Annotated in this window: 14 protein-coding genes; 8 read left to right on the plus strand and 6 right to left on the minus strand. The window is 73.7% G+C overall.

Features of this window, described 5'->3' with window-relative positions; all coding sequences use genetic code 11:
• Positions 1-271: 271 nt before the first annotated feature.
• The 3 genes from ACZ6ZR_RS32420 to ACZ6ZR_RS32430 form a co-directional block, all read right to left on the minus strand.
• Positions 272-661 (minus strand): hypothetical protein, encoded by a 390-nt coding sequence (locus ACZ6ZR_RS32420; RefSeq protein ID WP_465648502.1) that lies wholly within the window; start codon positions 659-661, stop codon positions 272-274.
• 129 nt (positions 662-790) lie between these two features.
• On the minus strand, positions 791-2,563 hold the full coding sequence (locus ACZ6ZR_RS32425; protein WP_465648504.1) for an ABC transporter ATP-binding protein: 1,773 nt from the start codon (positions 2,561-2,563) through the stop codon (positions 791-793).
• Positions 2,560-4,362: an ABC transporter transmembrane domain-containing protein gene (locus tag ACZ6ZR_RS32430; protein WP_465648506.1), complete on the minus strand. Its 1,803-nt coding sequence runs from the start codon at positions 4,360-4,362 to the stop codon at positions 2,560-2,562. The genes ACZ6ZR_RS32425 and ACZ6ZR_RS32430 overlap by 4 nt, the downstream gene beginning before the upstream one ends.
• A 318-nt stretch (positions 4,363-4,680) precedes the next feature.
• Between ACZ6ZR_RS32430 and ACZ6ZR_RS32435 the strand changes: the two genes are divergently transcribed.
• Positions 4,681-5,538, plus strand: coding sequence for an aldo/keto reductase (locus ACZ6ZR_RS32435; protein WP_465648508.1), 858 nt, complete (start codon positions 4,681-4,683; stop codon positions 5,536-5,538).
• 148 nt (positions 5,539-5,686) lie between these two features.
• Here ACZ6ZR_RS32435 and ACZ6ZR_RS32440 read toward each other — a convergent pair whose 3' ends face one another.
• On the minus strand, positions 5,687-6,511 hold the full coding sequence (locus ACZ6ZR_RS32440; protein ID WP_465648510.1) for a MarR family winged helix-turn-helix transcriptional regulator: 825 nt from the start codon (positions 6,509-6,511) through the stop codon (positions 5,687-5,689).
• A 466-nt stretch (positions 6,512-6,977) separates the two neighbouring features.
• On the opposite strand from ACZ6ZR_RS32440, the gene fabG reads away from it, so the two are divergent.
• The 3 genes from fabG to ACZ6ZR_RS32455 all read left to right on the plus strand — a co-directional run bounded on the left by fabG (position 6,978) and on the right by ACZ6ZR_RS32455 (position 9,143).
• Positions 6,978-7,742, plus strand: coding sequence for a 3-oxoacyl-ACP reductase FabG (gene fabG, locus ACZ6ZR_RS32445; RefSeq protein WP_465648512.1), 765 nt, complete (start codon positions 6,978-6,980; stop codon positions 7,740-7,742).
• Between the two features lie 92 nt (positions 7,743-7,834).
• Positions 7,835-8,029, plus strand: coding sequence for a hypothetical protein (locus ACZ6ZR_RS32450; RefSeq protein WP_465648513.1), 195 nt, complete (start codon positions 7,835-7,837; stop codon positions 8,027-8,029).
• 349 nt (positions 8,030-8,378) lie between these two features.
• Positions 8,379-9,143, plus strand: a complete 765-nt coding sequence (locus ACZ6ZR_RS32455) for a phosphatase PAP2 family protein (protein WP_465648515.1) — start codon at positions 8,379-8,381, stop codon at positions 9,141-9,143.
• Here the strand turns inward: ACZ6ZR_RS32455 and ACZ6ZR_RS32460 are convergent.
• Positions 9,094-9,273, minus strand: coding sequence for a proteinase inhibitor I78 (locus ACZ6ZR_RS32460; protein ID WP_465648517.1), 180 nt, complete (start codon positions 9,271-9,273; stop codon positions 9,094-9,096). The two genes, ACZ6ZR_RS32455 and ACZ6ZR_RS32460, sit on opposite strands and share 50 nt — an antisense overlap.
• Positions 9,274-9,334: 61 nt before the next feature.
• Here ACZ6ZR_RS32460 and ACZ6ZR_RS32465 point away from each other — a divergent pair, with 61 nt between their 5' ends.
• Positions 9,335-9,610, plus strand: a complete 276-nt coding sequence (locus tag ACZ6ZR_RS32465) for a DUF6343 family protein (protein ID WP_465648518.1) — start codon at positions 9,335-9,337, stop codon at positions 9,608-9,610.
• A gap of 63 nt (positions 9,611-9,673) precedes the next feature.
• Positions 9,674-10,258, plus strand: coding sequence for an IS5 family transposase (locus ACZ6ZR_RS32470; RefSeq protein ID WP_465648530.1), 585 nt, complete (start codon positions 9,674-9,676; stop codon positions 10,256-10,258).
• A gap of 7 nt (positions 10,259-10,265) precedes the next feature.
• Here ACZ6ZR_RS32470 and ACZ6ZR_RS32475 read toward each other — a convergent pair whose 3' ends face one another.
• Positions 10,266-10,481, minus strand: coding sequence for an e9imm peptide (locus ACZ6ZR_RS32475; RefSeq protein ID WP_465648520.1), 216 nt, complete (start codon positions 10,479-10,481; stop codon positions 10,266-10,268).
• 123 nt (positions 10,482-10,604) lie between these two features.
• On the opposite strand from ACZ6ZR_RS32475, the gene ACZ6ZR_RS32480 reads away from it, so the two are divergent.
• Positions 10,605-11,027 carry a hypothetical protein gene (locus tag ACZ6ZR_RS32480; protein WP_465648521.1) on the plus strand — a complete coding sequence of 141 codons (423 nt, stop codon included), beginning with the start codon at positions 10,605-10,607 and terminating at the stop codon, positions 11,025-11,027.
• A gap of 201 nt (positions 11,028-11,228) precedes the next feature.
• Positions 11,229-11,912: a hypothetical protein gene (locus tag ACZ6ZR_RS32485; protein WP_465648523.1), complete on the plus strand. Its 684-nt coding sequence runs from the start codon at positions 11,229-11,231 to the stop codon at positions 11,910-11,912.
• Positions 11,913-12,459: the final 547 nt, after the last annotated feature.

Genomic DNA, 12,459 nt, shown 5'->3' on the forward strand with positions numbered 1-12,459 from the left:
ACGGGCCCGGACCCTGGCTGCGGAGGAACGGATCCGCCAACTGCTGTGGGAGCAGCGGCTCGCCCTCGACCTGGTCTCCCCGGTCGCCAGGGCCGACGAACTGATGAACGACCTGCGCTGCGCCTCGGTCGAGCAGCTGTTCCACCTCGCCGTCCACCCGGACGCCCGGTACCGGGACGTGGTCGTCGAGCTGGTCCGCGCCACGGCCCGGCACCGGCCGCTGGGCGAAGCCGTCGCGCTGCTGACGGCCCTGCACGCGGCGGCGCCCTCGTCACCGGCCCTGGCCGCGTTCCCCGAGGCGGTCCGGGCCCGCGATGTCGTGGCGGCGGCCGACCTGGTCAGCGCCTTCGCCGGCCTCGGCCTGACCGACCAGATCGGCGCCGCTGCCGCGCTCTTCGTCCGGGAGAACGACCACCGAGCCGTCGGGAACCTGGTGCTCCACCTGCACCGGCGCCGGCTCTCGCACGCCCCGGCCGAGGCGGTGGCGACCGCCGCCGCGGAGCACCAGCCGCCCGAGGAGCTCGTCCCGACCCTGGTGCGTCTGGAGACGGCCTTCGGCTTCACCTCGACGGTCCGGCACGCCGTCGCGCACGCCGCCCGGGTCAGGGGACCCGGCGACCTGCTGGTGCTCGCCGCCCTGCTGACCGAGGCGCAGCGGCACGGCCTGGCCGAGCTGCTGACCGACCGGGTGCTCGCCACTCGGGAGCCCTCGGTCCGGGCCGCCTACCTGTTCGGACTGCCCGGACGAGGGTTGGCGGCCCTCGCCGAGCGGTCGGCCGTCGACGGCGGGTCAGCCCTCGTCGCGCCAGGAGCGCCAGAGGGCCGCGTACGGGCCGTCGGCGGTGACCAGGGCGTCGTGGGGGCCGTACTCGCTGATGCGGCCGCGTTCGACGACGGCGATGACGTCGGCGTCGTGGGCGGTGTGGAGGCGGTGGGCGATGGCGATGACGGTGCGGCCGGCCAGCACGCGGGAGAGGGAGCGTTCCAGGTGGCGGGCGGCGCGCGGGTCGAGGAGGGAGGTGGCCTCGTCGAGGACCAGGGTGTGGGGGTCGGCGAGGACCAGGCGGGCCAGGGCGAGCTGCTGGGCCTGAGGGGGTGTCAGGGCCAGGCCGCCGGAGCCGACCTCGGTGTCCAGGCCCTCGGGGAGGGCTTCGGCCCACTCGTCGGCGTCGACGGCCGCCAGGGCGGAGCGCAGCTCGGCGTCGGAGGCGTCCGGACGGGCCAGCCGCAGGTTGTCGCGGAGGGTGCCGACGAAGACGTGGTGCTCCTGGTTGACCAGGGCCACCTCGGCGCGGACGCGTTCGGCGGGCATCCGGGAGAGCGCGGCGCCGCCCAGGGTGACGCTGCCGCGGCCCGGGGCGTAGATCCCGGCGAGCAGCCGGCCGAGGGTGGACTTGCCGGCCCCGGACGGGCCGACCAGGGCGACCCGGCTGCCGGGGGCGACGTCCAGGCTGATGCCGTGCAGCACGTCGGCGCCCTCCCGGTAGCCGAACCGCACGTCGGCGGCGGCGACCTGACGGCCCGCCGGGCGGACGGTCGGGTCGGTCTCCGGGTCGGCCACCTCGCGGACGCCGACCAGCCGGGCCAGCGAGGCCTGGCCGACCTGGAGCTCGTCGTACCAGCGCAGGATGAGGTCCACGGGGTGGGTGAGCGCCTGGGCGTAGAGCACCCCGGCGGTCAGCTGGCCGACGGTGAGCCAGCCGCGCAGCGCGAACCAGCCGCCGAGCACCAGGGTGCCGATGATGACGATCGCGTAGGAGGCCGAGACGGTCGGGAACCAGACCGTGCGCAGCCACATCGTGTAGCGCTCCCAGGCCTGCCACTCGTGGATCTTGCGGTCCGTCAGCTCCACCCGCCCGCCGCCGAGCCGCAGCGACTCGACGGTGCGCCCGGCGTCCACCGTCTCGGCGAGCACGGTGTTGACCGCCGCGTACCCGGCGGACTCGGAGCGGTAGGACTGCGGGGCGCGCCGGAAGTACCAGCGGGAGGTGGCGAGCAGCAGCGGCAGCGCGACGGCCACCGAGACCGCCAGCAGCGGGGAGGTGAGCACCAGGGCGCCGAGCACCAGCACCACCGAGACGACGGCGACGGCCAGTTCGGGCACCGCCTCGCGGACGGACTTGGCCAGCCGGTCCACGTCGGTGGTGCCGCGGGAGACCAGGTCGCCCGTCCCGGCCCGCTCCAGCACGCCCGGCGGCAGGGCCACCGAGCGCACCAGGAAGTCCTCGCGCAGGTCGGCCAGCACCTCCTCGCCGAGCATCCCGCCGCGCAGCCGGGACCAGCCGATGAAGGCGGCCTGCAGCACCAGCGCGGCCAGGTACCAGCCGACGGCGGAGAGCACCTTGCCCCCGGCAGTGCCGGCGCTCAGGTCCTCGACCAGCGAGCCGAGCACCCAGGGGCCGACCAGGCCGGCCAGGGTGGCCACGGTGTGCAGGCCCACCACCGCGCCGAAGCCGGCCCGGTGACGGCGCGCCAGGTGGCGGACGTAGGAGCGGACGGTGGCGGGGGTGGCGACGGGCAGCACCGCGGCCGGGCCCTGCTCCTCGATCAGTGGCGGCTTCATACCGTCTCCTCCACGGCGCCGACGGCCCGCGGGGCCTCGTCGGCGGCGTCCTCGCGGGTGACCACGGCGCGGTAGGCCGGGGTGGTGTGCAGCAGTTCGCGGTGGCGGCCGGTGGCGGCCACCCGGCCGTCCTCGACCAGCACGACGGTGTCGGCCTGGTCGAGCAGCAGCGGGCTGGTGGCCAGCACCACGGTGGTGCGGCCCTCGCGGACGGCGCGCAGGCCGGCCGCGATCCTGGTCTCGGTGTGGGCGTCGACGGCGCTGGTGGGCTCGTCCAGGACCAGCACCGGCGGGTCGACCACCAACGCCCGGGCCAGCGCCAGGCGCTGGCGCTGGCCGCCGGAGAGCGAGCGGCCCCGCTCGGTGATCACGGCCTTCAGCGGGTCCCCGCCGGCCTCGGGCGAGCCGTCGACGAGGGCGTCCAGGACGTCCTCGGCCTGGGCGGCGGCCACCGCCGCCTCGGCGCCGACCCGCCCGGAGGCGGGGACGGCGAGCAGGTCGGCCAGCGTGCCGGAGAGCAGCACCGGCTCCTTGTCGTGCACCAGCACCGCGGCCCGGGCGGCGTCCAGCGGTACGGCGTCCAGCTCGACGCCGCCGAGCCGGACGGAGGGCGGTGCGCTCTCGCCCTCGGCCAGCGGCACGTGGCCGCCGAGCCGGTCGGCCAGCGAGCCGGCTGTGAGCGGGTCGCCGCAGACCACGGCGGTGAGCCGGCCGGCCTGGGCGGTGAGGCCGGTGACCGGGTCGTGCAGGTCGGCCAGCCCGGGCTTGGCGGGCAGCTCCGCGGTGAGCGGGCGGGTGGAGTCGGTACGGCGCAGTGCCAGCACCCGGGTGGCCCGGGCGGCGGAGACCCGGGCCACGCTCCAGGCGTGGGCGGCCTCGCCGAGGATGCGCAGCGGGGCGGCCAGGAAGGCGGTGGCGCCGTAGACGGCGACCAGCTCGCCGACGGTGATCCGGCCCTGGGCGGCCAGCTCGACCCCGTACCAGGTGACCCCGACCACGAACAGGCCCGGCAGCAGCACCTGCTGGGCCTGCATCAGGGACCAGACCCTGGCGGCGCGCACGGCGGCGCCGCGCACCCGCTGGGAGGCCTCCCGGTAGCGGGAGAGGAAGAGCTCCTCGCCGCCGATGCCGCGCAGCACCCGCAGGCCCGCGACGGTGTCGGCGGCCAGCTCGGTGGCCTTGCCGCCGAGCCGGCGCTGTTCGTCGTAGCGGCGCTCGAAGGGGCCGAGCAGCGGCAGCACCGAGAGAGCGAGGACCGGGACGCCGAGCAGCACGACGGTGCCGAGCACCGGCTGCTGGACCAGCACCACCAGGCTGACGCCCAACCAGACCAGCACCGCGGCCCGGACCCTGGCGACCAGTTCGACGTACCAGCCGATCTTCTCCACGTCGCCGCTGCTGACGGCGACGATCTCGCCGGTGGCGATCCGGCGGGACAGCCCGGCGCCCAGCGCGCTGGCCTGACGGGCCACCAGCTGGCGGACCTGGGCGGCGGCGGTGATCCAGTTCCACACCGCCTGACGGTGCAGCAGGACGCTGCCGACGGCCTGGAGCGTGGTGAGCAGCACGGCGAGCGCCCCCGCCCACCACAGTGCGCCGGTGTCGCCGTCCACCACCGCCTGGATGCCGAGGCCGAGCGCGGCCGGGAGGGCGGCCATCGCGGCCATCTCCACGGTGCCCCAGAGGGTGGCGAGCCAGCTGCCCCGGCGCTGGCTGCGTTGCAGCCAGCGCAGGAACGCCAGCGGTGAGTGCAGGTCCGGACGGCCCGGGTCGGCCATCGGGAGGGTGGTGAGCGGCATGACGCTCCGATGCGGTGGTGCGGGCGGGGGAGGATGGCCGGGCCCGGGTCACCGGGGGCGGCGGGGGGAGGCGGGCCTCCGGCAAGGGAGGTGATGCTCCGTCACGAGCTCATGGCCATCGAGCGTGCCGGGGTCCGGGCGCGGGCCGCAACCGCTTTTTCCGCGCCGGGACGGCCGCCGGGGCGGGGCTGGTGGGGCCGCTGTGGTCCGTGCGAAGGAATTTTCGGACGAATTCGGCCTAGACGGGAACAAGTGGCCTGGACCACCAGTTGAATCCTTGACGGCAAACACCGTACGACCTGGAGGGCACCCCTTCCCGTGAGCACCATCCCCAGCATCACCCTCAACGACGGCAGCTCCATCCCGCAGCTCGGCTTCGGCGTCTGGCAGGTCGAGGACGACCAGGCCACCGCCGCCGTCACCACCGCGATCGAGGCGGGCTACCGCTCCATCGACACCGCGGCGATCTACGAGAACGAGGCGGGCACCGGCAAGGCCGTGGCCGCCGCGGACGTGCCGCGCGAGGAGCTGTACGTCACCACCAAGCTGTGGAACTCGGGCACCCTCGACTGGTCCGGCGAGCAGGGCCGGGCCCGGGTGGAGCGCGCGTTCGAGGATTCGCTCGGCAAGCTCGGCCTGGACCACGTGGACCTCTACCTGATCCACTGGCCGCGCCCGATGCACGGGGACAGCTTCCTCAACATCTGGACGGTCTTCGAGAAGCTGGCCGCCGACGGCCGGGCCCGCTCGGTCGGCGTCTCCAACTTCGGCCCCGAGCAGCTGGACAAGCTGCGCGAGCGCAGCGCCCTGGTGCCGGTGCTCAACCAGGTCGAGCTGCACCCGCACTTCCCGCAGCACGAGCTGCGCGCCTACCACGCCGAGCACGGCATCGCCACGGAGGCCTGGAGCCCGCTGGGCCAGGGCAAGGACCTGCTCACCGAGCCGGCCCTGGTGAAGGTCGCCGAGAAGCACGGCCGCACCGTCGCCCAGGTGGTGCTCCGCTGGCACCTGCAGAGCGGGATCATCGCGATCCCGAAGTCGGTCACCCCCTCCCGCATCCGGGAGAACCTCGACGTGGCCGGCTTCGAGCTGGACGCCGAGGACCTGGCCGCGGTCGCCTCGGTGGAGACCGGCAAGCGCCTCGGCCCGGACCCGCAGCAGTTCGACTGGAACTGACGGCCCGTGAAGGACTGACCGGCCCGGGAAACCCGCCGGCCACCACCCTCTGCGGAAAGGGTGGTGGCCGGTGGGTCAGGCGTTCCGGACGGCAGGGACATTTCTTGGCAAAATCGTTCCTGCCAGGTCCGTGGAGCCTGATGGACCGTTACAGCCGGGCCGCCTTGGCGAGCAGCGCCATGGCGGGCGCGTGCTCGTGCTCCTCCAGCGGCGCGAGCAGCAGTTCCTGCACCGCGCGCACCCCCGCCGAGGAGCGGTGGAGCAGCTCCTGGCCGGCCGGGGAGAGCGAGAGCAGGTTGCGCCGCCCGTCCAGCGGGTCACGGCGGCGGAGCACCAGGCCGCGCCGGACCAGCCGGCTGACCATCTCGGCCATCGTCGCCTTGTCCAACGAGGCCAGCTCACCGACGGTGCGCTGGTCGGCGCCCGGCTCGGTCTCCAGCGCGTCCAGCACCGCGTACTGAGGCGCCGTCAGGTCGGAGCCGACCTGGTCGGACCAGAGCTTGGTGTGCACCTGCTGCGCCACCCGGATGAGGTAGCCGACGGCGCGCTGCGCGTCCAGCAGGGGCCTGGCGTCGGTCATCGCCGCCACGGCGGCGGGCTCCAGGCGGGCGATCCGGGCCATCACCCGGACCAGCTCGAGCTGCTCCTCAGGGGTGAGCGGCTCGAACAGCGTCCGCTGCACGCGGACCACTCCGCCGGTGGCCTCGCGGACCACCTGGGCGCCGTTCTGCGAGAGGGCCAGCAGCTTGCGCCGGCCGTCCGCAGGGTCGCGCCGTCGCAGGACCAGGCCGCGCCGGACCAGCCGGGCGACCATCTCGGCCATCGTGGCCTTGTCGAGCGAGGCCCGCTCGCCGACGGTGCGCTGGTCCGCTCCCGGTTCGAGCGCCAGCACGAGCAGCACGGCGAACTGCGGCGCCGTCAACTCGTGGCCGACATGCTCGGACCAGAGGCGGGTGTGCACCTGCTGCGCCACGCGGATGAGGTGCCCGGGCGACTGCTGCAGTCGGCCGGGCACGCGGGTTGTCGGGATCTCCCCCAGCACCATGAAATCCGTCCCGATGTCACACCCGGTGTGTGTGGGACACCCGGGCGGGCAGTAACGGCGAGTGAGCGACCCGCTGTGAGGGTGAGCGCGCCAGCCGTGCAGCCGGTGGCTGCTGGCGCACACTATACAAACGGTCGGCCAGAACTGGCAGGCGGGGGCCGAGAGTAGATGTTTGTTCGGCGGAGTTGGCATATTTCCGCCAGGTGTCGCGCACACGTCGACCCGGCCTCCGCAGCCCGGAACATGAGCCATCCTCACCCTGCGTCACCTGCGGCTCTGCCCTCTGGTCAGCATTCCTACCGGTCGGTAATCTTGCGCCCGCAGCACCCGCCCGAACGTTCGGCGGCGCCGATGGCGTTCACCCGTCACCCCCGAGAGAGAGACGAGTACGAACATGACCGAGCAGAGCACCCCCCGCGTCGCGGTGGTCACCGGAGCCGCGCGCGGGATCGGCGCGGCCACGGCCGAGCGGCTCGCCGCCGACGGCTACGCGGTCGCGGTGGTCGACCTGACCGAGGAGGCCGGGAAGGAGACCGCCGGGCGGATCACCGCGGCCGGCGGCCGGGCCCTGGCGGTGGGCGCGGACGTCTCGGACGCGGCCCAGGTGGCGGCGGCCGTGGAGCGGATCGCGGCCGAGCTCGGCGCCCCGGTGGTCCTGGTCAACAACGCCGGCGTGCTGCGCGACAACCTGCTCTTCAAGATGTCCGAGTCGGACTGGGACACCGTCCTGGACGTGCACCTCAAGGGCGCCTTCCTGATGTCCCGGGCCTGCCAGAAGCACATGGTGGACGCGGGCTTCGGCCGGATCGTCAACCTCTCCTCCTCCTCCGCCCAGGGCAACCGCGGACAGGCGAACTACTCCGCCGCCAAGGCCGGCATGCAGGGCTTCACCAAGACCCTGGCGATCGAGCTCGGCAAGTTCGGCATCACCGCCAACGCCGTCGCCCCCGGCTTCATCGCCACCGAGATGACCGCCGCCACCGCGGCCCGGGTCGGCATGGAGTTCGAGGCCTTCAAGGCCGCCGCCGCCACCCAGATCCCGGTCGCCCGGGTCGGCCTGCCGGAGGACGTCGCCAACACCATCTCCTTCCTCGCCGCCGAGGCCGCCGGCTTCGTCTCCGGCCAGGTGATCTACGTCGCGGGCGGCCCGCTGGACTGACGGACCGTCCGCTCGCGGGGCACCGGCGCCGGGGGCAGACTCGGGGCACGGGTGCCGGTGCGCACCCCCTTGAGGACCCTGGAGGCAGCACGATGATGAACCCCGCGGACGACGCCGACTCCATGCCCACGCCCGACCGGCTGCTGCACACCGGCGCCGAGCACCCGGTCGACCCCGAGGACCTGGTGATGGCCTCGGGCCGGACCCCCACCCCGGCGCTGATCGAGCGCGCCCGCCGCCAGCTCGAACTGGAAGGGCCGGCCGCGGTAGAGCGGCTCACCCCCTGACCACTCCTTACATACTGCGCCCACCTACATGGCGCACACCCCTCGGGCCCCGCACACCGTGCGGGGCCCGAGGGCTTCGCACGCGCGCCCGGCCCCGGGAAAATCGAGACCTAATCGAGCGACAACGAAGACTGGGGGGCTGCTAAGTTCCTCTGCAACCGCTGTCTGAACAAGTCGGCCGACACCTGTCGGACGGCGCCCGTTCGGCCCAGGTACGACGGCCGTTTCCGCGGGACCCCCACCCTGCGGAAGCGGCCGTCCCGCCTCGGAGCCGACGTTCGGAGCCGATGTCCGGAGCTGCCATTCGGAACTGACGTAATGTCCGCTTCTGTCCGGGTAATGTCTGGTTGTGCCCGCAGCCATCCGACGCCCCGTCAACCCGCCGTTCCCGATGAGCCGGGGGCACCGCGCGCTCACCCTGCTGGTCGGGCTGGCCTACCTGCTGATCGTGCTGGCGGTGCTGTTCGACACCTCGCTGGTGCACCTGGACTGGTGGCTCAAGCAGCTGCGCCCGTACAAGCGCTGGCCCCAGCTGCTGGACTTCCTGGACCTGTGGGTGGTGATCGGCCAGCGCGGGCCCTCCGCCATCGCGGCCTGCCTCTGGCTGTGCTGGCGGTCCGTCAGGCAGCGCACGGTGCGGCCGCTGCTGGTGATGGCCGGCTCCCTGCTGCTGCTCAACCTCACGGTGGGCAGCGTGAAGATCCTCACCGGGCGGCTCGGCCCGCACTACGCGCACTACCTCGACGACCCCGAGCTCTTCCTCGGCGGCACCATCTTCCCCTCCGGGCACACCGCCAACTCGCTGGTCACCTGGGGCGTGCTGGCCTACCTGGCGGTGCGCTGGCGGCGGACCGGGGTGGTGCTGGTCGCGCTGGTCGCCGCCTCGGTCGGCCTCACCACCGTCTACCTGGGCACCCACTGGTTCTCGGACGTGCTCGCCGGGTGGGCCGCGGGCGCCCTGGTGCTGCTCGCGCTGCCGGCCGGCGAGCCGCTGGCGGACGCCGTGGACCGCCGGATCACCGGCCTCTGGCGGGCCGCACCGGTCCGCGGCGCGCCGACCCCCGTCAGCCCTGCCAGCAGCGCTCCACCAGGCCGTCCCGCACCTGGAGATTGAGCCGGTCCTCCCGGCACTCCAGGGTGATCAGCGCCCCCGGCGGCAGCATCCGCACCACCCGCCACCCCCGCTCGGCGGCCAGCCGCTCCGCCCGTTCCCCGGTCAGCCCGAGGTACTCGTCCTCGTCCATCGCCGTTACCCCTCTCCCCTCGTGGGTACATGCCGATCGTAGGCCCGGGAGGTGTCCGACGATGCGACCGACCAACACCCCGCGCGCATGGCGCAGCGGCACCGAACCGATGACGGCCCGGAGCGACCTCCGGCTCCGCTTCCTGCTCTCCGTCCTCTTCACCCCGCTCTTCGCCCTGATGACGGCGGGCTTCGCCCTCTGGTCGGCGGTGAACGGCCCGGCCGACGTCCCCAGCCCGGCGAGCCTGCGCACCTTCGCGATCGTCTGCGGCGTGCTCACCCTGCTCGCGGCGGTGGACCTGCTGGTGGTCGTGCGCCGCCGCCGCACCGAACGCTGATCGCCGGGGCCACTGGGAGCTGTCCGGCCGATCATGTGACTGGCTTGGTTGTGGCTCGTTGGTCTGTGTACGGGGAGGGATCGGCGGGGTGATTTGTCGGATGCCGGGTGGGAACGGTTGCGGCCGTTCCTGCCGGTGAGCAGCGGTCGTTGCGGCCGGTGGCGGGAGCATCGGCAGGTGATCGACGGGATCCTCCACCGGGTGCGGACCGGGGTGCAGTGGCGTGACCTGCCGGATCGGTTCGGGCCGTGGAAGACGGTCTACGAGCGTCACCGGCTCTGGTCGGCGGACGGAACGTGGGAGCACCTGCCGCAACGGGTCCAGGCCGCGGCGGACGTCGCTGGTGAGATCGACTGGGACGTCTCGGTCGACTCGACCGGCGTGCGTGCGCATCAGCACGCGGCCGGCGCCCGGAACGAACCGCCACCCGCACTGCCCGCCTCAAAGGGGGACGAAGCGGCGGAAGGCTCACGCGGCGGACGGCCACCGGGCTTCGACGAGGACCGCTACAAGAAGCGCAACACCGTCGAGCGGGCCATCAACAAGCTCAAGGACCACCGGGCCGTCGCGACCCGCTACGACAAACGCGGTTACGTCTTCCTCGGCACGGTCAACGCTGCCGCACTCGTCATCCGGCTCCGCACCTGAGGCCCTTTCACAACGCGAACGGCTCATATGCCAGAGCCCGGTCAACCACTTCCGCAGCGGTTGCCACCTGCCCGTGCTCGGGCCAGAAGATCAGACCGGATACGTAGCCGGTCGGGCAGGCGAGAGCCCTGTCGAGCCGGTCCAGCACCCACGTGATCTCGTCATCGTCGTACTCAACGTCCATCACCTTCTGCACCAGCGTGATCGCCGTCTCGCGAGTCATCGGCAACTGCCCCCACCCTTCATGAGCAGCAGCACCCTACTCACTCACATGATCGCCAGGACAGTGCCTGGTCGTGCTGCTCCCGAACCACGGCTGGTCCTGCCCGGAGTTCGACGTGGGGCGGTGCACGTCGCGCTCGGCGCGGTGGACGACTTCCCGCACACCGACTGCCGGATGACCTGGCCCTCCGGCGAGCAGCGGTCCGTCGAAGTGACCCCGGAGCAGAGCGCGGCCGTCCTGCGCGATCGCTGCCTGCCGCCCCTGTTCCGCAACTGGCGCAGCCCCGCTGTGCTGGAGGGCGTGGTGTGGCGGGTGCGCGGTGACCTCCCGGTCGACGGCAGCTACCTGGAGGCGGTCGACCAGGACATGCTCCGCGCCGGGGTCCGCCTGTTCGGGTGGGCCGTGACACCGCGCTTCCCCTCGACGGCCACAGACCTGCCGGACGACCCCACGTTGGCCGACCCGGCCTTCCTCCGCTCCTACCAGCAGGCTGCCGTCCAACTCCTCAGGCACCTCCGGGGCGTGACGGACCGTCCAGAGCTGTAGGGCCCGCCCGAGAGCTACGCCCGCCAAGGAGTGCGGCTGGCTGTGACCGCCGGTCGCCGGGCGGGCCGGCCCTCGGCCTGTGACGATGTCGCGGCCCTGTCACCGGTTCGGTGAGGAGTCGGCGAAGGACTGTGCCCCGAGGGCGGCTGGCCGGAGAATCGGACGGTCGGGTGTACGGGTGTACGGGGAGAGGGGGGCGAGGTGGTGTTCGGGCCTTCCGTGCGGTGGACGGCGTTCCAGCGGCGCTGTGCCGCGGGCGTGGTGGTGGCGGTGGTGGTCCTGGTGGTTGCGGCCGCGCCGGTGGTGTGGGCGGGTTCGCAGGACGCGCCGGGTACCCGGGGCTGGTGGCCGGCGGTCTGCGGGGTCGCGCTGCTGGCGGCCGTCAGCGCCTCGCTGCCGCTGCGCCGGGAGTGCTCCGGCGCCGGCTACGCCGTCTCCTGCCTGGCACTCGCGGTGCTCCTGGCTCTCGCCCTGGGCACGGTCTTCGCTGCGGCCCAGGCCAACCACGACCTCCGGGCCCGGCAGCACGAACCGCTCGGCGTGACGGCCACCGTGACGAACTGCCGGATGACGGGGCGGACGGTGGACCCCGAGGGCGGTGGCCGCCCCATCTACGGCTGCGTGTACCACTGGAGCGCCGACGGCCGCGAGTTCAGCGAGGACCGGCCGACCAGGAAGGTGTATCCGGACGGGCACGAGACCAGGGTGTGGCTCGACGGCGGGCGGATGGTCACGGGGAGGCCGAGCGTCCTCGCGGTCCCGGTGTGGATCGCCGCCGCGCTCGCCGGGCTGCTGGGCACGGTCCGGTTCGCGGTGGCCCTGGCCCGGAAGGCGCGCGAGGAGGGCCTGTTCGGCCAAGCGACTGGGCGGGGCGGGCGCGGGTGAGGGCGGGTGCCGGTCGCGGCGCCCGCCCCGGGTCCCGCAGGGGGTCAGCTCCAGGGGTTGGCGGGCTGGTCGCTGATGGCGGTCCGGAAGCGGGTGTTGGCGGCAGCGTGCCGTTGGCCCGCAGGCCCCAGCCGGAGCCGTCGTGGAACTCGGCCATCCGGAAGCCGGCGCCGAAGGAGTCGGCGCACTTCTGGTCGGCAACCGCGCGGCTGGTGAGCTGGGATCCGGACAGCGGCGCGGTGGCCTTCACCTCGCCGCCGGCCCGGCTGTGGAAGCCGCTGGTGGGGACGCCGGCGGGGGCGGGGCGGCCGTCCTGCCTGAGGCACAGCAGCGGCAGCACGGCGCTCGACGGGGTGCGGGCGTGCGGTCAGCCGGGGCCACCTCCCGGCCGGAGGCCGGGGGAGGATGCCCGGCGCCGCGCGCCCGGCAAGATCGGCGGGACCGGGCACGTCACTAGGGTGCGTATCTGGTTGTGATCAATCTGCGGGTTTTGCCTCGGCTGTCGCGTCTGATCCGGTAGACCTGTCGTGTGACACGAGTGCAACTG

This window comes from Kitasatospora sp. NPDC088742, from assembly GCF_055584905.1.

Bases quoted from the DNA above. Each gene is read 5' to 3' on its own strand.
- ACZ6ZR_RS32425 (WP_465648504.1), bottom strand. From the start codon at position 2,563: ATGAAGCCGCCACTGATCGAGGAGCAGGGCCCGGCCGCGGTGCTGCCC.
- ACZ6ZR_RS32430 (WP_465648506.1), bottom strand. From the start codon at position 4,362: ATGCCGCTCACCACCCTCCCGATGGCCGACCCGGGCCGTCCGGACCTG.
- fabG (WP_465648512.1), top strand. From the start codon at position 6,978: ATGACCGAGCAGAGCACCCCCCGCGTCGCGGTGGTCACCGGAGCCGCG.
- ACZ6ZR_RS32450 (WP_465648513.1), top strand. From the start codon at position 7,835: ATGATGAACCCCGCGGACGACGCCGACTCCATGCCCACGCCCGACCGG.
- ACZ6ZR_RS32460 (WP_465648517.1), bottom strand. From the start codon at position 9,273: ATGGACGAGGACGAGTACCTCGGGCTGACCGGGGAACGGGCGGAGCGG.
- ACZ6ZR_RS32465 (WP_465648518.1), top strand. From the start codon at position 9,335: ATGCGACCGACCAACACCCCGCGCGCATGGCGCAGCGGCACCGAACCG.
- ACZ6ZR_RS32475 (WP_465648520.1), bottom strand. From the start codon at position 10,481: ATGACTCGCGAGACGGCGATCACGCTGGTGCAGAAGGTGATGGACGTT.